Genomic DNA, 22530 nt, shown 5'->3' with positions numbered 1-22530 from the left:
ATTACGATGATTGGTCGCATTATGTTACATAAAAATACGCTTCTTTTCGCAGCATTATCCGCTGCTCTTTGGGGTAGTGCAACACAGGCAGCAAATGCTGCTGTGGTGGCCTCGCTCAAGCCGCTGGGATTTATTGCTTCGGCCATTGCGGACGGGGTAACAGACACTGAGGTTTTGCTGCCAGACGGGGCTTCCGAACATGACTATTCACTGCGTCCATCAGACGTAAAACGCTTACAGGGCGCGGACTTAGTCGTTTGGATTGGACCTGAGATGGAAGCGTTTATGGAAAAGTCAGTCAAGAATATTCCTAACGCGAAACAGGTAACGATTGCGCAGCTCAATGACGTGAAACCGTTACTCATGAAAGGTGCTGACGACGACGATGACGATCATGGACACAATGATGCTGGCAGTGAAAAAAGTGACGAGCATCACCATCACGGCGATTACAACATGCATCTTTGGCTTTCTCCAGAGATAGCGCGGGCCTCAGCGGTTGCAATCCATGAAAAATTAGTGGAACTTATGCCGCAAAGTCGAGCCAAACTTGACGCCAACCTGAAGGATTTTGAGGCACAATTAGCCGCAACCGATAAGCAGGTAGGTAACGAGCTCGCACCGCTCAAGGGAAAAGGTTATTTCGTTTTTCATGACGCCTATGGCTACTACGAAAAACACTACGGACTAACACCGCTTGGTCACTTTACCGTGAACCCTGAGATTCAACCTGGTGCGCAGCGTTTACATGAAATAAGAACACAGTTGGTTGAGCAAAAAGCAACCTGCGTTTTTGCTGAGCCACAGTTCAGGCCAGCGGTCGTTGAAGCCGTCGCGAGAGGGACATCCGTTCGAATGGGAACGTTGGATCCGCTCGGTACGAATATCAAACTGGGTAAAACAAGCTATTCAGCGTTTTTGAACCAATTAGCCAACCAGTATGCGAGCTGCCTGAAAGGAGATTAATGAGGAAGTGAATACGTGCAACAGATAGCCCGCTCTGTCGCTCTGGCATTTAATAATCTGCCGCGACCCCATCGCGTTATGCTGGGGTCGCTTACCGTACTGACATTGGCCGTCGCCGTCTGGCGGCCTTATGTTTACCATCCCGATTCTGCACCCATCGTTAAAACTATCGAGCTGGAAAAAAGCGAGATTCGTTCACTGTTGCCTGAGGCAAGCGAACCTATTGATCAGGCTGCACAGGAAGACGAAGCCATTCCGCAGGATGAACTGGATGACAAAACGTCTGGTGAAGCTGGTGTGCATGAGTATGTCGTCTCCACTGGCGATACGCTGAGCAGTATTCTGAATCAGTACGGCATCGATATGGGCGATATCAGTCAACTCGCTGCTTCCGATAAAGAGCTGCGTAATCTGAAAATTGGTCAGCAACTTTCCTGGACCTTAAGCGCGGAAGGTGACCTGCAGCGTCTGACCTGGGAAGTATCCCGCCGTGAAACCCGTACTTACGATCGCACTGCGACGGGTTTCAAAATGAGCAGCGAAATGCAACAGGGCGATTGGGTTAACAGTCGTATCAAAGGCACGGTGGGCGGAAGCTTCGTCGCCAGCGCCAAAGATGCCGGGCTGACCAGCTCTGAAATCAGCGCAGTGATTAAGGCCATGCAGTGGCAGATGGATTTCCGCAAACTGAAAAAAGGTGATGAGTTCTCGGTGCTGATGTCTCGCGAAATGCTGGACGGCAAGCGCGAGCAAAGCCAACTGCTGGGCGTGCGTTTACGTTCTGAAGGCAAAGACTATTATGCCATCCGTGCAGCAGACGGTAAGTTCTATGACCGTAACGGTACCGGGCTGGCGAAAGGCTTCATGCGTTTCCCGACGGCGAAACAGTTCCGTATTTCCTCGAACTTTAACCCGCGTCGCCTGAATCCGGTGACTGGACGCGTAGCGCCGCACAAAGGTGTCGACTTTGCGATGCCGCAGGGGACGCCGGTACTGTCGGTGGGCGATGGTGAAGTGGTTGTAGCGAAGCGTAGCGGCGCTGCCGGATACTATGTTGCGGTTCGTCATGGTCGCACCTACACCACGCGTTATATGCACCTGCGTAAGCTGTTGGTGAAACCAGGTCAAAAAGTGAAACGTGGCGATCGTATCGCGCTGTCAGGTAACACCGGGCGTTCAACGGGGCCGCATCTGCACTATGAAGTATGGGTTAACCAGCAGGCCGTGAACCCTTTGACGGCGAAACTGCCGCGTACAGAGGGTCTGACCGGCTCGGATCGCACCGATTACCTGGCGCAGGTGAAAGAGGTTATGCCTCAGCTACGTTTTGATTAATTAGTACACTGATAAAGCCGGTACGCTATGCGTGCCGGCTTTTTTATTTTGTACGGCGCACGGTGCGCCGCTACACTATCAGCAGATTTACTTTTCGCGGCACCAGACACTGGAAGAGCATGGAAACGAAAAAAAAGAATATTGAGTATATCCCTGAGTTTCACAAATCATTTCGCCATCCACGCTACTGGGGCGCCTGGCTGGGTGTCGCGGCGATAGCTGGGATTGCGTTAACGCCGGCAGCATTTCGTGATCCTATTCTGGCAAAACTCGGACGGCTCGCCGGAAGACTGGGAAAAAGCTCCCGTCGCAGAGCATTGATCAATTTATCCCTCTGCTTTCCTGAACGTAGCGAAGCTGAGCGTGAAGCCATTGTTGATGATATGTATGCAACTGCGCCTCAGGCGATGGTCATGATGGCTGAATTAGCAATACGTGGCCCGGAGAAAATTCAGAGTCGGGTTGACTGGCAGGGCCTGGAAATCATCGAAGAGATGCGGTGCAACGATGAAAAAGTTATTTTTCTCGTTCCACATGGCTGGGGGGTAGATATCCCGGCGATGCTGATGGCGTCCCAGGGACAGAAAATGGCTGCGATGTTCCACAATCAGGGGAACCCGGTATTCGATTACGTCTGGAACACGGTACGCCGTCGCTTTGGTGGTCGTTTGCATGCGCGTAATGATGGCATCAAACCGTTTATTCAGTCTGTCCGTCAGGGATATTGGGGATACTACCTGCCGGATCAGGACCATGGGCCTGAACACAGCGAGTTTGTCGATTTTTTTGCTACCTATAAAGCAACGTTACCGGCGATTGGACGTCTGATGAAAGTCTGCCATGCGCGCGTGGTACCGCTGTTCCCCGTATACGATGGGAGAACGCACCGCCTGACGATCCATGTTCGTCCACCGATGGATGACATCCTGACGGCGGATGACCACACCATTGCCAGACGGATGAACGAAGAGGTGGAGATTTTTGTCACGCCTCATGTCGAACAATACACCTGGATTCTGAAACTGCTTAAGACGCGTAAACCCGGCGAGATTGAGCCCTATAAGCGCAAAGATCTCTATCCGAAGAAATAAAAAAAAGCCTCTCAAAACGAGAGGCTTTTTTACATTTAAGCGACTTATTCTACGGTCAGAATACGCGTGGTGTTGGTTGAGCCAATGGTGCTCATCACATCGCCCTGGGTCACGATCACCAGGTCACCAGAAACCAGGTAGCCTTTATCGCGCAGCAGGTTCACCGCTTCATTGGCGGCAACGACGCCGTCAGTTTCGCTGTCGAAGTGAACCGGGGTGACACCGCGGTACAGGGAGGTCAGATTCAGCGTACGCTCATGACGGGACATCGCGAAAATCGGCAGGCCGGAACTGATACGAGAAGTCATCAGCGCAGTGCGACCGGACTCCGTCATTGCGATGATAGCGGTGACCCCTTTCAGGTGGTTAGCAGCGTACATCGCTGACATCGCAATCGCTTCTTCAACGTTATCAAACTGCACGTCAAGGCGGTGTTTAGAGACGTTGATGCTCGGGATCTTTTCAGCGCCGAGACAGACGCGCGCCATTGCCGCGACGGTTTCCGCCGGGTACTGACCTGCTGCTGTTTCTGCAGAGAGCATCACGGCATCGGTGCCGTCGAGGACGGCGTTAGCCACATCCATCACTTCCGCACGAGTCGGCATTGGGTTGGTAATCATCGACTCCATCATCTGCGTAGCGGTGATGACCGCACGGTTCAGCTGGCGCGCGCGACGAATCAACGCTTTCTGAATACCTACCAGCTCAGGGTCACCGATTTCAACACCCAGGTCGCCACGGGCTACCATCACTACGTCAGAAGCCAGGATGATGTCATCCATCGCATTCTGGTCGCAGACGGCTTCTGCACGTTCTACTTTGGCGACAATTTTCGCATCGCAACCGGCATCGCGCGCCAGACGGCGGGCATAATTCAGATCTTCGCCGCAGCGCGGGAAGGAGACAGCCAGATAGTCAACGCTGATTTGTGCTGCGGTAATGATGTCGGCTTTGTCTTTTTCGGTCAGGGCTTCAGCAGAGAGACCGCCGCCCAGTTTGTTGATGCCTTTGTTATTGGATAGCGGGCCACCGACGGTGACTTCGGTGAAGACTTTCATGCCCTGAACTTCCAGCACCTTAAGCTGTACGCGACCATCGTCGAGCAGCAGGATATCGCCAGGCACGACGTCAGCAGGCAGCCCTTTATAATCAATACCGACTTTTTCTTTGTCGCCTTCGCCTTTGCCGAGGTTGGCGTCTAACAGGAACTTGTCGCCAACGTTAAGAAATACTTTACCTTCTTTAAAGGTGGATACGCGGATTTTAGGTCCCTGCAGGTCACCCAAAATAGCTACATGACGTCCCAGTTTTGCGGCAATTTCACGGACTTTATCCGCCCGCAGTTTGTGATCTTCTGGAGAGCCGTGGGAAAAGTTCATACGTACGACGTTCGCACCCGCGGCGATAATCTTCTCAAGGTTGTTATCGCGGTCAGTTGCCGGGCCTAACGTGGTAACGATTTTGGTTCTGCGAAGCCTTCTGGACATGTAATACTCCGTTGACTGAAACAACTTGGTGTTGCGTGAACATTGATCCGGCCGTTCTCAAACATTAACGGTAAATGAACAACCCGGATGATAAAAGGGTAGAACATTGTTATTGCTTTTAGCGGTCATCACTCTTGATGAGTAATTCTTTATCAAAACGCGATTCCTTGAGCGCTTCCTTGACACGCTTCAAGTTATCTCTAAATTTTGCCCCTCGGCGCAAAGTAAATCCTGTAGCCAGCACATCTATCACGGTCAGTTGAGCAAGTCGAGAGACCATGGGCATATAAATGTCAGTATCTTCCGGTACATCGAGGGTAATTGCCAGCGTGGCTTCCCGTGCCAGTGGCGTACCGGGAGAGGTGAGGGCGATAACCATGGCATCGTTTTCCCGCGCTAACTGCGCCAGTTCAACCAGACTTTTGGTTCTTCCGGTATGAGAAATAAGCACAATGACGTCGTCGTCGCTACAATTCATACAACTCATGCGTTGCAGAACAATATCGTCGGAATAAATTACCGGCACGTTAAAGCGGAAAAATTTATTCATCGCGTCATGCGCTACCGCGGCGGAAGAACCTAAACCAAAGAAGGCAATTTTCTTCGCCTGGGTTAATAAATCTACCGCCCGGTTTACCGCCGCGTTATCCAGCGACTGGCGAACGTGGTCGAGGCTTGCCATCGCTGACTCGAAGATTTTCCCCGTGTAAGATTCTACGCTGTCATCCTCATCCACATTGCGATTAACATAAGGGGTGCCATTTGCCAGACTTTGCGCCAGATGCAGTTTAAAATCAGGAAAGCCGCGGGTGTCCATGCTGCGACAAAAACGGTTCACCGTTGGCTCGCTGACATTCGCTTCTACAGCAAGTGCGGCGATGCTTGAATGGATTGCCCGCTCGGGAGAGGCAAGAATAATGTCGGCGACTTTACGCTCTGACTTGCTCAAATGTTCCAGTTTTAACTGGATTTTTTCCAGCATATTCATGATGTAGGTAGACTCATGGGTCATGGGCAAAAACGATTTCAGCGATACGGGGAAACCGATACACAATTTAGTGTATAGATATTACCCCTGCTAATGCAGCAACGGGGCAAAATGGACAGAATAGTTGTTGTTTTTTTTCATTACATGATCGGAGTCGGATTTTCATACTTCGTCATGGGTACGAAAAATACGACTTTTTTATCCATTTTGATGGGTTATACGCCAATAAAGCGGCTGTTCGCGGTAACAGCACGGCTGGATAAGCGTTTACGGTTTCCGGATTCACGTAAAAGCAGTACAGTGCACTGTAATAAAATTACAACCAGTGTCTGGCAAAAGCACCAGGCACTTAATTGAGGAGAATGACATGGCGGTAACGCAAACAGCCCAGGCATGTGACCTGGTCATTTTCGGTGCGAAGGGCGACCTGGCGCGACGGAAATTGCTGCCTTCCCTGTATCAACTGGAAAAGGCCGGCCAGATTAACCCGGAAACCCGTATCATTGGGGTTGGGCGTGCCGACTGGGACAAAGCAGCTTATACCAAGATTGTGCGCGAAGCGCTCGAAACCTTCATGAAAGAAAAAATCGATGAAGGTTTATGGGAGACCCTCAGCGGTCGTCTGGAGTTTTGTAATCTGGACGTCAATGATACCGCCGCATTTAGCCGTCTGGGTGAAATGCTGGATCAGAAATCACGTACCACTATTAACTATTTCGCGATGCCACCAAGCACTTTTGGCGCAATCTGCAAAGGCTTGGGTGAAGCAAAGCTGAATGCTAAGCCTGCCCGCGTGGTGATGGAAAAACCGTTAGGAACGTCACTGGCAACATCGCGCGAAATCAATGATCAGGTAGGCGAGTATTTCGAAGAGTGCCAGGTTTACCGCATCGACCACTATCTCGGCAAAGAGACGGTACTGAACCTGTTGGCACTGCGTTTTGCCAACTCCCTGTTTGTGAACAACTGGGATAACCGCACTATCGATCACGTAGAAATTACCGTGGCGGAAGAAGTGGGCATTGAAGGGCGCTGGGGCTATTTTGACCAGGCCGGTCAGATGCGCGACATGATCCAGAACCACCTGCTGCAAATCCTATGCATGATCGCGATGTCTCCACCGTCCGATCTGAGCGCTGACAGCATCCGTGATGAAAAAGTGAAGGTACTGAAATCACTGCGTCGCATCGATCGTTCGAACGTGCGAGAAAAAACGGTTCGCGGTCAGTACACCGCCGGTTTTGCCCAGGGCAAAAAAGTTCCGGGATACCTGGAAGAAGAAGGTGCCAACAAGAGCAGCAACACGGAAACGTTTGTGGCAATCCGTGTGGATATCGATAACTGGCGCTGGGCGGGTGTTCCATTCTACCTGCGTACCGGTAAACGTTTACCGACCAAGTGCTCTGAAGTCGTGGTTTACTTCAAAACGCCTGAGCTGAACCTGTTCAGAGAATCCTGGCAGGACCTGCCACAGAACAAGCTGACCATCCGTTTGCAGCCTGATGAAGGTGTCGATATCCAGGTACTGAACAAAGTACCGGGTCTGGATCACAAGCATAACCTGCAAATTACCAAACTTGATCTGAGCTACTCCGAAACCTTCAACCAAACACATCTGGCCGACGCTTATGAGCGTCTGCTGCTTGAAACGATGCGCGGCATTCAGGCGCTGTTTGTGCGTCGAGATGAAGTTGAAGAAGCATGGAAGTGGGTCGACTCTATTACCGAAGCCTGGGCAATGGACAACGACGCGCCGAAGCCTTATCAGGCCGGGACTTGGGGACCGGTTGCCTCTGTGGCCATGATTACCCGTGATGGTCGTTCCTGGAACGAATTCGAGTAAAATATCATCTAGCCCATAGGTGTTATTTTACCGGTAACATGATCTAACACAGATTGTAGAATAATTTTTGCACTTTTAAGCCTCGCGTGGATTCACCCGCGGGGCTTTTTTTATTACACTGCCTGAAACGATTTTGCCCCTGAGCTACGGCTAACAAGCGATTCAGCTGTTTTTAACCCAACTGAAACACATTGTTTTTCCAACGCTCTGACAGATAAATTTTAGGAGCCTCTATGAATCCGAATTTGTTACGCGTAACACAACGTATCGTCGAACGTTCTCGCGACACACGTTCCGCCTACCTTGCCCGTATTGAACAAGCGAAATCGACTACCGTTCATCGTTCACAACTGGCGTGCGGTAACCTGGCGCATGGTTTTGCTGCCTGCCAGCCGGATGACAAGGCTTCGCTGAAAAGCATGCTGCGTAACAATATCGCGATCATTACCTCCTATAACGACATGCTTTCCGCACATCAGCCGTACGAGCATTACCCGGACATCATTCGTAAAGCGCTGCATGAAGCCAATGCGGTAGGCCAGGTCGCTGGCGGTGTTCCTGCGATGTGCGACGGTGTGACCCAGGGACAGGATGGGATGGAGCTTTCGCTGTTGAGTCGCGAAGTGATTGCTATGTCGGCTGCTGTGGGCCTCTCACACAATATGTTCGACGGCGCGTTATTCCTTGGCGTGTGCGACAAAATTGTCCCGGGTTTGGTGATGGCGGCACTGTCATTTGGTCATCTGCCTTCGATCTTTATTCCCTCCGGCCCGATGGCGAGTGGTCTGGCGAACAAAGAAAAAGTGCGTATCCGTCAGCTGTATGCTGAAGGTAAAGTCGATCGTATGGCGCTGCTTGAATCCGAAGCTGCGTCTTATCACGCACCGGGTACCTGTACGTTCTATGGCACGGCAAACACCAACCAGATGGTAGTGGAGTTTATGGGGATGCAACTGCCAGGATCCTCATTCGTGCACCCGGATGCGCCGCTGCGCGAAGCGTTGACCGCCGCTGCGGCTCGTCAGGTAACGCGTCTGACCGGCAACGGCAATGAATGGATGCCGATCGGTAAAATGATCGATGAAAAAGTAGTGGTCAACGGTATTGTCGCGCTGCTGGCGACCGGGGGCTCCACTAACCATACAATGCACCTGGTCGCGATGGCGCGCGCAGCCGGTATTCTGATTAACTGGGACGACTTCTCCGATCTGTCCGATATTGTGCCGCTGATGGCGCGTCTGTACCCGAATGGTCCGGCAGACATTAACCACTTCCAGGCGGCGGGTGGCGTGCCGGTGTTAATGCGCGAACTGCTTAACGCGGGTCTGCTGCATGAAGATGTGAACACCGTTGCCGGGTTTGGTTTATCGCGCTACACCATGGAGCCTTGGCTCAACGAGGGTGAGCTGGACTGGCGTGAAGGTGCGGCGAAGTCGCTGGACAGCAACGTGATAGCCACCTTTGACCAGCCTTTCTCCCACCACGGCGGCACCAAAGTGCTGAGTGGAAACCTCGGCCGCGCAGTGATGAAAACGTCGGCGGTACCGGTAGAAAATCAGGTGATTGAAGCGCCCGCGGTTGTTTTCGAAAGTCAGCATGATGTATTGCCTGCCTTCGATGCGGGACTGCTCGATCGTGATTGCGTAGTAGTTGTGCGCCATCAGGGACCAAAAGCAAACGGAATGCCAGAATTACATAAACTCATGCCGCCACTTGGTGTATTATTGGACCGTTGTTTCAAAATTGCGTTAGTTACCGATGGACGACTTTCAGGTGCTTCAGGTAAAGTGCCTTCAGCAATCCATGTAACCCCAGAAGCCTATGATGGCGGGCTGCTGGCAAAAGTACGCGATGGCGACATCATTCGTGTGAATGGACAGACAGGTGAATTGACGCTGCTGGTTGATGAAGAGGAACTTGCTTCTCGTCAGCCTCATATTCCTGACCTCAGCGCATCGCGCGTGGGCACAGGCCGTGAAATGTTCAGCGCGTTGCGTGAAAAGCTGTCCGGTGCGGAACAGGGCGCAACCTGTATCACTTTTTAAGACTTATTTTGTAATCAGGCGAGAGAAAACTCTGATGAAAAACTGGAAGACAAGTGCAGAAGCAATCCTGACCACTGGCCCGGTTGTACCGGTTATCGTGGTTAATAAACTGGAACACGCAGTGCCGATGGCAAAAGCGCTGGTTGCAGGCGGCGTGCGCGTTCTGGAAGTGACCCTACGTACCGCATGTGCGATGGATGCCATTCGCGCGATCGCAAAAGAAGTTCCGGACGCTATCGTTGGTGCAGGTACTGTACTGAATCCACAACAGCTGGCTGAAGTTACCGAAGCCGGTGCACAGTTTGCTATCAGTCCGGGTCTGACCGAGCCGTTGCTGAAAGCCGCAACTGAAGGCACTATTCCGTTGATCCCTGGTATCAGCACCGTATCTGAACTGATGCTGGGTATGGACTACGGTTTGAAAGAGTTCAAATTCTTCCCTGCTGAAGCAAATGGCGGTACTAAAGCGCTGCAGGCGATTGCGGGTCCGTTCTCACAGGTCCGTTTCTGCCCAACCGGTGGGATCTCTCCAGCGAATTACCGCGACTACCTGGCACTGAAAAGCGTGCTGTGCATCGGTGGTTCCTGGCTGGTTCCGGCGGATGCGCTGGAAGCGGGTGATTACGATCGCATTACCAAACTGGCTCGTGAGGCTGTTGAAGGCGCGAAGCAATAATTGCGCAAAATGCCCGGTAATCACTACCGGGCATGGGAATCTGTAACGGGCCATTCGGCCCGTTTTTTTATCCAGTAACTTTCACCTGTGCGGCTGCGTCTTTCGCGCGTATCACCGCATCTTCAATGCTCTGTGCTGTGGCCAGCACAACGCCCAGACGACGGCTCCCGTCGATTTCCGGTTTGCCGAAGAACCTAACTTGCATACCCGCACCTACAGCGGCCTGCACGTTATCAAACGTGATATTCTGACTGGTAAGTTGCGGCAGAATAACAGCGGAAGCAGAAGGCCCATACTGGCGGATTTCGCCAACGGGCAGACCGAGAAATGCACGTACGTGCAGGGCAAACTCAGACAGATCCTGCGAAATTAAGGTCACCATACCCGTGTCGTGAGGGCGAGGGGAGACTTCGCTGAAAATCACCTCATCACCGCAGACAAACAGCTCCACGCCAAACAGTCCGTGACCACCCAGCGCCAGCACCACCTTGCGGGCAATCTCCTGAGCGCGCGCCAGCGCCAGTTCACTCATCTGCTGCGGCTGCCAGGACTCGCGATAATCGCCATCTTCCTGTCGATGTCCAACCGGCGCGCAGAAATGCACGCCATCAACGGCGCTGACGGTTAGCAGGGTGATTTCAAAATCAAAATTCACTACGCCTTCGACGATAACGCGCCCGGCACCTGCCCGGCCTCCCTGTTGAGCATAGTTCCAGGCCTCGGTGAGCTGATCGGCTGAACGGATAAAGCTCTGCCCCTTACCGGAAGAACTCATTACTGGCTTTACGATGCAGGGATAGCCGATTTCGGCGACGGCTTCGCGAAAGCGGACTTCACTGTCAGCAAAGCGGTAAGAAGAGGTCGGTAGAGACAATTCTTCGGCGGCGAGCCGACGGATTCCTTCCCGGTTCATGGTCAGTTGGGTCGCTCGTGCGCAAGGCACAACGTGTTGACCTTCCTGCTCCAGTTTTACCAGCATATCCGTGGCGATCGCCTCGATTTCCGGCACGATATAATGCGGTTTTTCACGCTCGACGAGCTGGCGTAATGCTTCGCCATCCAGCATGTTGATAACGTATGAGCGATGGGCAACGTGCATGGCTGGCGCGTCGGGGTAACGATCCACGGCAATGACTTCCACACCCAGGCGTTGACATTCAATTGCCACTTCTTTACCCAGTTCTCCCGAACCTAATAACATCACTCGCGTTGCTGCTGGACGCAGCGCTGTGCCTAATAACGTCATAAATTAATCCCCTGTTTTATCTGGGCGCAGTATATACGAAAACGTTTGCGTCTGTCTTTATTACCAGGTTGATTTTAGGGCTTAAAAAGAATACACTGTACATAAATACAGGTAATTTAAGAGGCTGCAAAATGGCGGTTGAAGTTAAATACGTAGTCATTCGGGAAGGTGAGGAAAAAATGTCGTTTACCAGCAAAAAGGAAGCCGATGCGTATGACAAAATGCTGGATACAGCAGATCTGCTCGACACATGGCTGGAGCAATCGCCGGTAGCGCTTGAAGACGAGCAGCGCGAAGCGCTTTCCCTGTGGCTGGCTGAGCAAAAAGATGTGCTGAGCGCCATTCTGAAAAATGGCAAGCTTCCTTCGCCGCAGGCTGTCGAAAACGATGCGCAGGCTGTCGAAAACGATGCGCAGGCTGTCGAAAACGATGCGCACGCTGGGGATGATACTCAGGCTGCCTGAAACGACTTGCGCTCCTGACGTTTTGTACCATGCTTTTCCCTGAATCATTGTGCAATCCCTGACGTTACTTCACGTTGCTAGAGGCAATCTGAATGACGAAGGGGAGATTAAGGAGAAAAGAATGTATAAAAAAAGAACGTTATTGAGCCTGCTGCTGCTGTCTGCCAGCGTATCTGTATTTGCGGCAAATATGGAAAGCAAAAACGTCCAGTTCCCCAAGTGTGAGGGACTGGACGCTAACGGTATTGCGGCGAGCGTGAAACGTGATTATCAACAAAATCGCATTGCGCGCTGGGCTGACGATCAAAAGCGCGTCGGGCAAGCCGATCCTGTCGCCTGGGTAAACACGCCCGATATTACGGGCAAAGACGGGAAATGGTCAGTTCCCCTGACGGTTCGCGGTAAAAGTGCGGATATTCACTATCAGGTAAAAGTCGACTGCAAAGCCGGAACAGCGGAGTATCAGCCGCAGTAACGGAGGTATTTGCACATCTTTTGATGACCTGAACACTTCCTGACATCCCCTCGGGTACGCTTTGATGATTATTCGTCTGTACTTGAGGGGCAAAATGGCTAACTGGCTAAATCAACTACAATCTCTTCTTGGGCAAAAAGGTTCCTCCGCGTCATCTTCGGGCGAGCAAGGGCTGAGTAAACTTCTGGTTCCAGGCGCGTTAGGCGGTCTGGCAGGATTACTGGTTGCCAACAAATCTTCTCGTAAATTACTGAGTAAATACGGCACCAGCGCGCTTCTGGTAGGCGGCGGCGCGGTTGCCGGGACTGTGTTATGGAACAAGTACAAGGATAAAGTTCGCGCAGCGCATCAGGATGAACCGCAGTTTGGTGCAGAAAGCTCACCGCTGGATCAGCGAACCGAACGCCTGATTCTGGCGCTGGTTTTTGCGGCGAAAAGCGATGGCCATATTGATGCCAAAGAACGTAGCGCTATTGAGCAGCAGCTCCGTGAAGCGGGCGTGGAAGAGCAGGGCCGCATTCTGATTGAACGCGCCATCGAACAACCGTTAGACCCTCAACGACTGGCGCATGGGATCCGTAACGAAGAAGAAGCGCTAGAAATTTACTTCCTCAGTTGTGCGGCGATTGATATCGACCACTTTATGGAACGTAGTTATCTCAATGCGCTGGGCGATGCGTTGAAGATCCCGCAGGATGTTCGTGAAGGCATTGAACAGGATCTCAAGGAACAAAAACAGGCGTTACCGGGTTAATTACTTACCACTAAGGCGCATGTTTCGCTTGCATCATTGCTGTCTTTTGCCACCCTTATAGGATGTTTAAGCAAAAGAACAATGACATGCTACCAAAAGCTTCTCGTATTCCCCACGCCATGACGCAGCATGGCGATACTCGTGTTGATAATTATTACTGGTTGCGAGATGACACTCGCTCGCAGCCAGAAGTGCTGGATTATCTGCAACAAGAAAATGCGTATGGCCGTCAGATTATGGCCTCGCAGCAGGCTTTGCAGGATCGCGTCCTGAAAGAGATTATCGACCGCATCCCACCTCAGGATGCTTCTGCCCCCTATGTGAAGAATGGTTATCGCTACCGGCATATTTATGAACCGGGGTGCGAATATGCCATTTATCAGCGTCAGTCTGCCTTCAGTGAAGAGTGGGATGATTGGGATACTCTATTGGATGGGAACCATCGCGCGGCACACAGCGAGTTTTATACGCTGGGAGGACTGGCGATATCACCGGATAACACCATCATGGCACTGGCCGAAGATTATCTCTCTCGCCGGCAATATGGCGTGCGTTTTCGCAACCTGCAAAGCGGCAACTGGTATCCGGAAGTGCTGGAAAACGTCGAAGCGGATTTGGTATGGGCGAATGATTCTCAGACTTTCTATTACGTGCGCAAGCACGAAACGACGTTATTGCCGTATCAGGTCTGGCGACATACAGTCGGCTCGCCATCGTCACTGGATGAGCTGGTGTATGAAGAAGCCGATGACATGTTTTATGTCAGTCTGCATAAAACCACATCATTGCATTATGTGGTTATCCACATTGCCAGTGCGACCACCAGTGAAGTTTTGTTGCTTGATGCAGAACTGGCAGATGCCGAACCGTTGGTCTTTTTAGCGCGACGCAAAGACCACGAATACAGTCTCGATCACTATCAGCACAATTTTTATCTGCGCTCCAACCGTCAGGGGAAAAATTTCGGCCTGTACCGTACCCGTTTTCGTGATGAACAAGCCTGGGAGACGCTGATCCCTCCGCGTGACAACGTGATGCTGGAGGGCTTTACGTTATTCACCGACTGGCTGGTGGTAGAAGAGCGTCAGCGGGGCTTAACCAGCCTGCGGCAGATTAATCGTAAAACGCGCGAAGTGGTCGGGATCGCCTTTGACGATCCGGCATATGTGACCTGGCTTGCCTATAACCCTGAGCCGGAGACCTCGCGCCTGCGTTATGGCTATTCCTCCATGACCACTCCGGATACGCTGTTTGAACTGGATATGGACACCGGAGAGCGTCGCGTGCTCAAGCAGACGGAGGTTCCCGGATTTGATGCGGCGAACTACCGCAGCGAACACGTATGGATCACCGCGCGGGATGGTACCGAGGTTCCGGTTTCGCTGGTTTACCATCAAAAGTACTTCCTGAAAGGAAAAAATCCGTTACTGGTTTACGGCTATGGCTCGTATGGCGCCAGCATGGACGCCGATTTCAGCAGCAGCCGTTTAAGCTTACTGGATCGCGGCTTTGTTTATGCCATTGCCCATGTCCGTGGCGGCGGTGAGTTAGGGCAACAGTGGTACGAAGACGGTAAGTTTCTGCATAAGAAAAATACCTTCAATGATTATCTCGACGTCTGCGATGCACTGCTAAAAATGGGCTATGGCGCGCCTTCGCTATGTTATGGCATGGGAGGAAGCGCCGGAGGAATGTTAATGGGTGTTGCCATCAATGAGCGCCCCGAACTGTTTCATGGCGTCATTGCACAGGTGCCATTTGTCGATGTGCTGACCACAATGCTGGATGAGTCAATTCCACTGACGACCGGTGAGTTTGAAGAGTGGGGTAATCCGCAGGAGGAAGAGTATTACACCTACATGAAAAGCTACAGTCCGTATGACAATGTTACCGCGCAGGCTTATCCGCATCTGCTGGTGACAACGGGCTTGCACGACTCCCAGGTGCAATACTGGGAACCGGCAAAGTGGGTGGCAAAACTGCGTGAGCTGAAAACGGACGACCATCTGCTGTTACTCTGCACGGATATGGATTCCGGGCACGGCGGTAAATCCGGACGTTATAAATCTTACGAAGGTGTGGCCCTGGAATACGCGTTTTTGATTGGGCTGGCGCAGGGCACACTGCCTGGACAAGCGTAAACTCAGGCGTTATCCAGATAGTGTTTCAGCGTTAGGCGCAATTCCGGGCTCATATTGTCAAGGTTGTTAAACAGCCAGCGCAAATAGCCCGGATCGCGTTCAGCGACTTCAGATACCGGTTTCCCGCGGTATTTTCCGAAGGTAAATGTGGTTAGCAACGCAGGACGACCGGTGACATCGGCCATTTGCTCCGGGGTCCAGCCGGACGTCTTCATAATGTCGATCAGCAGTGCCGCTGTGATGTAGCAGTCATAAAGCGCGCGGTGGTGGTGCAGACCAGACGGCGTCTGGACGCTCAGCTTGCGGGATTTATAGAGCGCCATATTGCTGTATTTGATCCCCGGCCACAGACGGCGGGAAAGCTTCATGGTGCAAATCCATTCTCCTGGCATTTCGGGCAGCACACGCCGATCAAAACTGGCATTGTGCGCCACGTACCACTCGCTGCCGTAATACTGCGGGATGATGTCTTCAATCCACGGCTTATCGGCCACCATTGCTTCAGTAATGCGATGGATAGCCATCGCCTGTGGGCTGATGGGGCGGTCAGGGCGTACCAGGTGGCTCATTGGGTTGACTATTTTTCCGTCAACCACATCGACAGAAGCAATTTCAACAATGCCTCCCTGTAGACCACAGGTTTCTGTATCTATTATGCGCAACATGCCATGCTCCTGACCCAAAACGACTAGCGTAATGGAATGATATCACCTTGCCAACCCCGTGGCGTGCGTTGACCGGTTAACAGCAAAGAACCGCTGTCTGCGCGAACAATCAATCGGCCTCGCTCATCCCATAACGCGCTGCTGCCACGCGCGTTGGCCATTAATACAGCTATGGCAAACTTATGCGAGAAACTCTGTAGACGAGATGTGGAGGAGAGCAATTCGGGTTCGCTAATGGACTGACTGCTCGTGAACAGGGAGTAAGCCGGGTCGATATCGATTCCTTCCGGTTGGCTATCCACTACGCTAATGGCATTTTGCTGTCTGGCGATACAGGCTCCGTGACTTTGATGAAACGTTAAGGGCGAGGTCATCCAGGGAGAAAAGAGCGCGATGCCTTTTACGAACCGGTTGTTATGTTCCACCGGTAGTCCCGCAATGATTGTCATACGATAAGTCACGGCGGCATGGGCGAGAGGTTCTAACAGCGCTTCATCGGGTGGGGCAGGAAGCGCGTCATGTTCATCAACACAACCTAACAAGGAGAGGGAAGGAAAGACCAGCAATTCACATTGGCATTGGGCGGCTGCCTGAATGAATTGCAGGTGATGTGCGACATGCTCGGTAACTGAGGTGTGAAGAGGTTCGTACTGCGCTGCTGCGATTTTCCAGTGTGACATAATGATTTCCTTTTCATAGTGTCTACAATCATCCTGAAAGTATAGATTAAGAATATACTTATACTGTAGCAGCCATCATGTAAGGAATCGTAACGTAGTATAAGTTTTATTTAACTTTAGGCTCGTAAGGTAAACGTGAAAGGGAAACGGATGCCAGTCGGTGCGCGATGAGTCTTTCGCGAAACCAGTCGCGTAAATGTTCGGGCTGTTCACGCTCAACAACTTCGGCAACAACCGGCATGTTGTATCGCTCCTTAAACGCTACTCCCGCAGCGGCCAGGTCAACATTGACCTTATCCATTTCCGCTTGCTCAAGTTTGGCCAGATTGATGTTCATGGGCTTCTCCTTTTCTCTGTCTTTCGGCGCGCAAAGTTACTAAGAGTGTGCATTAATGGCAAGACCGAAATGATGATTCTCGACTCGATCATTGTAGAAGGTTATTCTCTATAGGTTAGACATAACAAAAAGGAATAGTTGAAATGGCTTCATCTGCATCTATGCTTCGCAGCGCTCTCATCGTACTCGCCAGCGTGCTGGCAACGCCCGCCGCCCTGGCGCATGCCCACCTCACAAAACAAAACCCGGCTGCTAATGCCGAGGTTGCGGCATCCCCTCAGGCGTTGACGCTGAATTTTTCTGAAGGCGTAGAGCCGGGATTCAGCGGCGCAACGCTGACAGGTCCAAACAAAGAACAGATCAAAACGGGCAAGGCGTCACGCAGTGAGCAGGACAAAACGCAGCTGATTGTTCCGCTTGATCAAACACTTGAAGCAGGAAAATATACGGTCGACTGGCACGTTGTTTCCGTGGATGGTCACAAGACGAAGGGGCAATATACCTTTAGCGTGAAATAACCGATGCTGGCATTTACCTGGGTTGCATTACGGTTTATCCATTTTACCACGTTGATGCTGGTGTTTGGCTGTGCGCTTTACGGCGCATGGCTGGCTCCCGTTTCGGTTCGTCGTTTAATGATGCGTCGTTTTTTGCGTCTGCAACGGCATGCCGCAGCGTGGAGCTTTATCAGCGCGACGCTGATGCTGGCGATCCAGGGCGGGTTAATGGGCTCAGGCTGGCGGGATGTTATCTCTACAGATGTATGGGGCGCGGTGTTGCAAACGCAGTTTGGCGGCGTCTGGTTATGGCAGATTATCCTCGCGCTGGTCACTCTGGTGGTGGTTATTATCGTACCGCGTAGCATGCCGCGACGGCTGTTAATGCTGACGATTGCGCAGTTTATTTTGCTGGCTGGCGTCGGGCATGCGACGCTGCATAGTGGTATTACTGGGGCAATCCAGCAGGTTAACCATGCCTTGCATCTGATATGCGCCGCCGCCTGGTTCGGTGGCCTGCTACCCGTACTTTACTGTATGCGAATGGCGCATGGCCGCTGGCGAGAACAGGCCATCAGCACCATGATGCGTTTCTCCCGCTACGGGCATCTTTTTGTTATTGGTGTTTTACTTACCGGTATTATGAATGCGCTGTTTATTGTCGGTTTTTCTGTTCCCTGGCACATGGCTTACGGGCGGCTGCTTTTGTTAAAAGGTGCCCTGGTCATGCTAATGGTGGCGATTGCGCTGGTGAATCGGTATGTTCTGGTACCACGCATGCGGCAGGATAACCGCGGCATGACTCTCTATTTTATTTGGATGACCAAGCTGGAATGGGGTATAGGAGCCGTTGTGCTGGCAATTGTCAGCCTGTTCGCAACCCTTGAACCTTTCTGATTGATGGACTGGCGAAACGCATGAAAAAAATCATTATCTCTTTATTACTCCTGGCAAGCTCCGGAGCCGCGCTGGCTGCGCCGCAGGTCATTACCGTCAGCCGTTTTGAGGTTGGCAAAGATAAGTGGGCGTTTAATCGGGAAGAGGTGATGCTGACCTGCCGCCCGGGTAACGCGCTGTATGTCATCAATCCCAGTACGCTGGTGCAATACCCGTTGAATGATGTTGCCAGACAGCAGATGGAGAGCGGTAAAACCACGGCAAAGCCGATCGAGATTATCCAGATTGATGATCCGGCGAAACCGGGCGAAAAAATGAGCCTGGCACCGTTTGTGGAGCGTGCAGAAAAACTCTGCTAATTGTCAGATGTAGCGCTCTGATTTCCAATAAAAAACCGCAAGGATCTCACACGAGAACTTGCGGTTTTTGCGTTTGGATGCGTAACAAACGTCCTTTTTTTCCGGCCACTTTAGTCGCGGACTGGAAAACCTGGCGCTGTCATCTATTCTTAAATGGCAGGGTAACTTAGCCTGCATTAATGCCAACTTTTAGCGCACGGCTCTCTCCCAAGAGCCATTTCCCTGGACCGAATACAGGAATCGTATTCGGTCTCTTTTTATATGCTTGTTTTCGTTGGGTTTTTTCGGTGCTATCACGAAATCCCACGAAAATTACTCGAAATTTCCATATCCTGTCTAAACCATAACATATTCTGCACCGCGTGCGTCCAGGTATTTTTTGGTCATTGTTAAATTTTTATGCCCCAGCAGTCTCTGTGCGAAATCCTCTCCACGCTCCCTTTCATACAGTCTACTCGCCAAGCTCCTGATCTCATGGAAAGGAGGAGGGTTGGGACCAAACTTTAACGCTGTAGAATCTCTGATATCAGAAAATGCCTGGGTAATTCCGTCCGGAGTTAACGGACCAGGCTTCCTGCCTCCACGTCTCACCGCTGAATACAGCATGAAGTCTGACGGGTTGTTTTTACGACAACGGTCGATAACATCCTGCAATACCAAATCAGCAGAGTCCAGTCGCAAATCAAGTGGCAACGCCAATTTGTGACCTGTCTTTTCCTGCGTGACAAACAACCTTCCATCCCTGATATCGCTGAATCTGAACAACGATACGTCCTCTCTTCTTTGCCCGGTGACAAGTGCCAGGTCACATGCGTTTGCAGCCCATTCGGAATGGGCGGTTGCGGCATTCCTTATTATCTCGAACTGTTCAAGCAAAAGACGCTCACGCTTCACTTTGGGCGTCGGTGCTCTTGTCGGCTCTGCCGGATTCCTTTCAATATGTCCCTCGACGATTGCTTCCCTGAAAATATCCAACAACACCGAACGCAGGCCGGAGGCCATGCTCTTCTTGTCGCAGAGTATGTAACTCTCAAGAAAAGTAGATACATCCTTCGTGCTGACCGCCGATAGCGGCATACGTCCGAATTCATCACTGATAGTGGCGATCTGGTTGCGCCTGACCTTCATCGTGTTGGGCTTCAATTCTCTTCGCTCTAGAATTACTTCGTAGCGCTCAAGCCACGCTTTCACCGTAAATGTTGGTGTTTCCTTTATGCGGTCCAGCAGCGCTGACGGAAGGTAATTCTGTTCGATGTAGTTATTGGCTTCGATGGCCTGAGAAATGGCGTCCTTTCTGTCGATCCGGCCAAGAGATAACTCTTGACCGGTAATCGGGTTTCGCCAGCTATAAAGCCTGTCTCTTTTACGATAGGTCAGGTTACGGGGCAGGTTAGCGTCGTAACGAACTGGCCTTTTCGCCATGAGTCAGTCTCTCCAGTAGAGTGCCGCCAGTTGGCAGCGATATGCGTTTTGCTTTGTGACGAAGGTTCTTTTTGCTCGGATCCACATAGATGGCATCTGGCTGAACCTTATATTCTTTGCCGTGAAGTTCCGGAGCAGGGTAAATACGCCCCTCCCGCGCCCAGCGGCGAAGTGTTGAAAGAGACGGTGGGGTTGAATAAGTTGAATTCGCCCATTCCAGCAGATTAAGAAGCTTGGCCATACTACCTCCGGCTTCCGGCAACTTATTATAGAGCTGCCGGAAAACTGTTAATGAAATATCGTTATCAACTCACCTGACCCGGAAGTGCGCGCAACCGGCGCATACCTGTCATTGCTGTGGCCACGTAGCTCGCCTTACGGTTCACCACCTCAACCCATACCTTCACGCCTTCAACTCTCACCGTGTATGTCTCCTTCATCTTGCTGCGGCCATAGTCGCCGTAACGTTCTGCATGAGTGGCCAGTGCTATGTCGCATGCCTGACGCGCTAACGGGGATTGCTGGTTGCCTCGGTTAATTAATCGCATGGTCACCGCCTTCTGGATTCGATGGTTGACGGAAAACCGCTCGGGACGGCGACCAATCGCAATAGGCATCGGTTTCGGTATGCCCGAAAATTGCCTTACAGCGACGGATATGGGCGCAGTCGCCACAGGTCTTACCCTTCGGGAGTTGCATTTTATCGGGGTCTGCCGGGTTATAATTCAGCTCAGTCATTCCAGGCCTCCAGCTCGTTCTGGATTTCCTCGTCGATCTCGTCATTGGTGGCGTCTTCGTTTAGATAGTCGCGCGCCTCTTTGAGGTACTGTTCTCGGCGTTCGTGGTACCAGGCAGAGAACTCCGGTGACCAGCCGCGACCATTATCTTGAAAATCAACCAGAGCGTTGTCCTCAGCCATACGCTCAACCATGCAGTCGGCAGTTGTCAGGGCGCATTCCCGGATGTAACCGCGAAGGTGGTGTTTGCGCCACCAAGGACTTACTTTCGAATCGCAACGTCCTTTGAACTCAATTTCCCAGCGGCGGATGCAGCGTGCGTTTAAAGATTTACTCATCTTGTTACCGGGAGGGCGGACCCTCCCGCCTCCCTTAGGCCACGTATTCCGGTTTCATATCCGCCAGGGTGATGCTGAACTGATCGTGCAGCTCGTCGCCCAGATGACGTTTCGCAGTTGCAAGAACTCGCTCAACTTCCCCGAAACGCGCCGTTGCATCCGGTTCGCCCGGAGACGGCAGGGAGTTGATCGCGGTCTCAACCTTGTTACGTGAATCAACCAGGTAGTAGCGCTTCACCGCTTTGTTCTTCAGCTCAGTGAACAGGGCTGAACCGAGCGTGGTCTTCGCGCTTTCGATATCAGCGCGCAGTGCTTTGGCGCTATCAACATCCTGTGCGGCATCGATACGCTCGCGGAAATCATCGGCAAGAGAGTCGATATTTACCGATGATTCTTGTGCGCTTTGCGTGGTTGTGACGGTGTCACCAGAAATTTCAGCCAGGCTAACGCGTTGCGGCGCCGGGTTAATCTCTTTCTCAGTGCGTGGCTCAACTTCATCTGGACTGTAGACGCCGAGGATGACTTCTGGGCAGTACAGGCGAGCCCAGTACTTTACTGCCAGATAAGCGATCTGCTGCTTCGGCGCTGTTTTCCACAGTGGCGAGTTACGTGTGGTGATATCTGCCAGGTAAATTGGCTCGCCCCAGGTGATTTCTTCTTCTCCGCGCAGTACGGCGCCAACCCGGATAAACAGACCTAATTCATCACGACCGTCTTTTTTCCCGGCGATCTTCTCCCAGTCACCGCCGTATTCGTAATGGAAGCGACCAACAATGGCGCTGGAGCTGGAGATTACTGCGTTAACCAGCTGCGCTTCGTAACCCAGTACACCGTTGACCAGGTGCGTTTTCTGGGCAACCGCATATGGGTTCATTCCCCACTGCATAGCCTGCATGACGATAGCCATACAATCGGCGGGTTTCCCCGCCAGGTGTTTGGGGACAGTGACGGCAGACTGCGCCATCAATTCAGCGAAAGAGGTAAGCTGGCCGAGAGCCTGCACGTTGAACACAGCGTTGCTGGCGGAAATGGTGTTTGGTGCTTGCTCGGTCGTAATGATGTTAGTATTTTGCATGGTCAAATCCTC

Annotated in this window: 25 protein-coding genes; 13 read left to right on the top strand and 12 right to left on the bottom strand. The window is 51.9% G+C overall.

Going from position 1 to position 22530, the window contains the following annotated elements; all coding sequences use genetic code 11:
• Positions 1-21 precede the first annotated feature (21 nt).
• From znuA to lpxM, 3 genes are all read left to right on the top strand, one after another.
• Positions 22-966 carry a zinc ABC transporter substrate-binding protein ZnuA gene (gene znuA, locus OGV89_RS06885; RefSeq protein WP_003844151.1) on the top strand — a complete coding sequence of 315 codons (945 nt, stop codon included), beginning with the start codon at positions 22-24 and terminating at the stop codon, positions 964-966.
• A gap of 15 nt (positions 967-981) precedes the next feature.
• Positions 982-2301 (top strand): murein DD-endopeptidase MepM, encoded by a 1320-nt coding sequence (mepM, locus tag OGV89_RS06880; RefSeq protein WP_003034883.1) that lies wholly within the window; start codon positions 982-984, stop codon positions 2299-2301.
• 119 nt (positions 2302-2420) lie between these two features.
• Complete coding sequence (gene lpxM, locus OGV89_RS06875) at positions 2421-3392, top strand: lauroyl-Kdo(2)-lipid IV(A) myristoyltransferase (protein WP_003844150.1); 972 nt, start codon at positions 2421-2423, stop codon at positions 3390-3392.
• Positions 3393-3436: 44 nt separating this feature from the next.
• On the opposite strand, the gene pyk is transcribed toward lpxM, so the two are convergent.
• Positions 3437-4879 carry a pyruvate kinase gene (pyk, locus tag OGV89_RS06870; RefSeq protein WP_003034890.1) on the bottom strand — a complete coding sequence of 481 codons (1443 nt, stop codon included), beginning with the start codon at positions 4877-4879 and terminating at the stop codon, positions 3437-3439.
• Positions 4880-4997: 118 nt separating this feature from the next.
• Entirely contained in the window at positions 4998-5867 is an 870-nt protein-coding gene (locus tag OGV89_RS06865; protein ID WP_003034893.1) for a MurR/RpiR family transcriptional regulator, read from the bottom strand.
• A gap of 367 nt (positions 5868-6234) precedes the next feature.
• Here OGV89_RS06865 and zwf point away from each other — a divergent pair, with 367 nt between their 5' ends.
• The 3 genes from zwf (at position 6235) to kdgA (ending at position 10431) form a co-directional block, all read left to right on the top strand.
• Positions 6235-7710, top strand: a complete 1476-nt coding sequence (gene zwf, locus OGV89_RS06860) for a glucose-6-phosphate dehydrogenase (protein WP_286558434.1) — start codon at positions 6235-6237, stop codon at positions 7708-7710.
• Positions 7711-7943: 233 nt separating this feature from the next.
• Positions 7944-9755 carry a phosphogluconate dehydratase gene (gene edd / locus OGV89_RS06855; protein WP_003841668.1) on the top strand — a complete coding sequence of 604 codons (1812 nt, stop codon included), beginning with the start codon at positions 7944-7946 and terminating at the stop codon, positions 9753-9755.
• A 34-nt stretch (positions 9756-9789) separates the two neighbouring features.
• The gene (gene kdgA, locus OGV89_RS06850; RefSeq protein ID WP_003034901.1) at positions 9790-10431 is read left to right on the top strand and encodes a bifunctional 4-hydroxy-2-oxoglutarate aldolase/2-dehydro-3-deoxy-phosphogluconate aldolase; all 642 of its coding nucleotides are present in this window, start codon (positions 9790-9792) and stop codon (positions 10429-10431) included.
• A gap of 67 nt (positions 10432-10498) precedes the next feature.
• Here the strand turns inward: kdgA and purT are convergent, their stop codons facing one another.
• Positions 10499-11677 (bottom strand): formate-dependent phosphoribosylglycinamide formyltransferase, encoded by a 1179-nt coding sequence (purT, locus tag OGV89_RS06845; RefSeq protein ID WP_003844149.1) that lies wholly within the window; start codon positions 11675-11677, stop codon positions 10499-10501.
• A 131-nt stretch (positions 11678-11808) separates the two neighbouring features.
• Here purT and yebG point away from each other — a divergent pair, with 131 nt between their 5' ends.
• The 4 genes from yebG to ptrB all read left to right on the top strand — a co-directional run bounded on the left by yebG (position 11809) and on the right by ptrB (position 15511).
• Positions 11809-12141 carry a DNA damage-inducible protein YebG gene (gene yebG / locus OGV89_RS06840; RefSeq protein WP_286558431.1) on the top strand — a complete coding sequence of 111 codons (333 nt, stop codon included), beginning with the start codon at positions 11809-11811 and terminating at the stop codon, positions 12139-12141.
• Positions 12142-12262: 121 nt separating this feature from the next.
• Entirely contained in the window at positions 12263-12616 is a 354-nt protein-coding gene (yebF, locus tag OGV89_RS06835; protein ID WP_003034909.1) for a protein YebF, read from the top strand.
• Positions 12617-12710: 94 nt separating this feature from the next.
• Positions 12711-13370 (top strand): tellurite resistance TerB family protein, encoded by a 660-nt coding sequence (locus OGV89_RS06830; RefSeq protein ID WP_003844146.1) that lies wholly within the window; start codon positions 12711-12713, stop codon positions 13368-13370.
• 86 nt (positions 13371-13456) lie between these two features.
• On the top strand, positions 13457-15511 hold the full coding sequence (gene ptrB / locus OGV89_RS06825) for an oligopeptidase B (RefSeq protein WP_003844145.1): 2055 nt from the start codon (positions 13457-13459) through the stop codon (positions 15509-15511).
• Between the two features lie 2 nt (positions 15512-15513).
• Here the strand turns inward: ptrB and exoX are convergent, their stop codons facing one another.
• The 3 genes from exoX to OGV89_RS06810 all read right to left on the bottom strand — a co-directional run bounded on the left by exoX (position 15514) and on the right by OGV89_RS06810 (position 17193).
• Entirely contained in the window at positions 15514-16176 is a 663-nt protein-coding gene (gene exoX / locus OGV89_RS06820) for an exodeoxyribonuclease X (protein ID WP_003844144.1), read from the bottom strand.
• 23 nt (positions 16177-16199) lie between these two features.
• The gene (locus OGV89_RS06815; RefSeq protein ID WP_003841657.1) at positions 16200-16856 is read right to left on the bottom strand and encodes a carbon-nitrogen hydrolase family protein; all 657 of its coding nucleotides are present in this window, start codon (positions 16854-16856) and stop codon (positions 16200-16202) included.
• Between the two features lie 106 nt (positions 16857-16962).
• Positions 16963-17193 (bottom strand): DNA polymerase III subunit theta, encoded by a 231-nt coding sequence (locus tag OGV89_RS06810; protein ID WP_003034925.1) that lies wholly within the window; start codon positions 17191-17193, stop codon positions 16963-16965.
• 143 nt (positions 17194-17336) lie between these two features.
• Here OGV89_RS06810 and yobA point away from each other — a divergent pair, with 143 nt between their 5' ends.
• From yobA to OGV89_RS06795, 3 genes are read left to right on the top strand one after another with little or no spacing between them, the layout of a single operon-like run.
• Positions 17337-17711, top strand: a complete 375-nt coding sequence (yobA, locus tag OGV89_RS06805) for a CopC domain-containing protein YobA (protein WP_003844136.1) — start codon at positions 17337-17339, stop codon at positions 17709-17711.
• A 3-nt stretch (positions 17712-17714) separates the two neighbouring features.
• Positions 17715-18587, top strand: a complete 873-nt coding sequence (gene copD / locus OGV89_RS06800; protein ID WP_003844135.1) for a copper homeostasis membrane protein CopD — start codon at positions 17715-17717, stop codon at positions 18585-18587.
• A gap of 20 nt (positions 18588-18607) precedes the next feature.
• On the top strand, positions 18608-18946 hold the full coding sequence (locus tag OGV89_RS06795; RefSeq protein ID WP_003034934.1) for a YebY family protein: 339 nt from the start codon (positions 18608-18610) through the stop codon (positions 18944-18946).
• A 336-nt stretch (positions 18947-19282) separates the two neighbouring features.
• On the opposite strand, the gene OGV89_RS06790 is transcribed toward OGV89_RS06795, so the two are convergent.
• From OGV89_RS06790 to OGV89_RS06765, 6 genes are all read right to left on the bottom strand, one after another.
• Entirely contained in the window at positions 19283-20368 is a 1086-nt protein-coding gene (locus OGV89_RS06790; protein ID WP_221922739.1) for a tyrosine-type recombinase/integrase, read from the bottom strand.
• The gene (locus tag OGV89_RS06785) at positions 20337-20609 is read right to left on the bottom strand and encodes an excisionase (protein WP_016156226.1); all 273 of its coding nucleotides are present in this window, start codon (positions 20607-20609) and stop codon (positions 20337-20339) included. The genes OGV89_RS06790 and OGV89_RS06785 overlap by 32 nt, the downstream gene beginning before the upstream one ends.
• Before the next feature lie 64 nt (positions 20610-20673).
• The gene (locus tag OGV89_RS06780; RefSeq protein WP_003841647.1) at positions 20674-20916 is read right to left on the bottom strand and encodes a DUF4060 family protein; all 243 of its coding nucleotides are present in this window, start codon (positions 20914-20916) and stop codon (positions 20674-20676) included.
• A complete protein-coding gene (locus tag OGV89_RS06775; protein WP_003841645.1) occupies positions 20903-21106 on the bottom strand; it encodes a hypothetical protein in 204 nt (67 codons plus the stop codon). The genes OGV89_RS06780 and OGV89_RS06775 overlap by 14 nt, the downstream gene beginning before the upstream one ends.
• Positions 21099-21443 (bottom strand): hypothetical protein, encoded by a 345-nt coding sequence (locus tag OGV89_RS06770; RefSeq protein ID WP_286558425.1) that lies wholly within the window; start codon positions 21441-21443, stop codon positions 21099-21101. The genes OGV89_RS06775 and OGV89_RS06770 overlap by 8 nt, the downstream gene beginning before the upstream one ends.
• Positions 21444-21477: 34 nt before the next feature.
• Positions 21478-22518 (bottom strand): RecT family recombinase, encoded by a 1041-nt coding sequence (locus tag OGV89_RS06765; RefSeq protein WP_286558423.1) that lies wholly within the window; start codon positions 22516-22518, stop codon positions 21478-21480.
• Positions 22519-22530 lie beyond the last annotated feature (12 nt).

This window comes from Citrobacter sp. Cf125 (assembly GCF_030333935.1).
Classification (GTDB): domain Bacteria; phylum Pseudomonadota; class Gammaproteobacteria; order Enterobacterales; family Enterobacteriaceae; genus Citrobacter; species Citrobacter freundii.
Note: the sequence above shows the minus strand (reverse complement) of the source record. Positions and strands in the feature narration are given on the sequence as shown.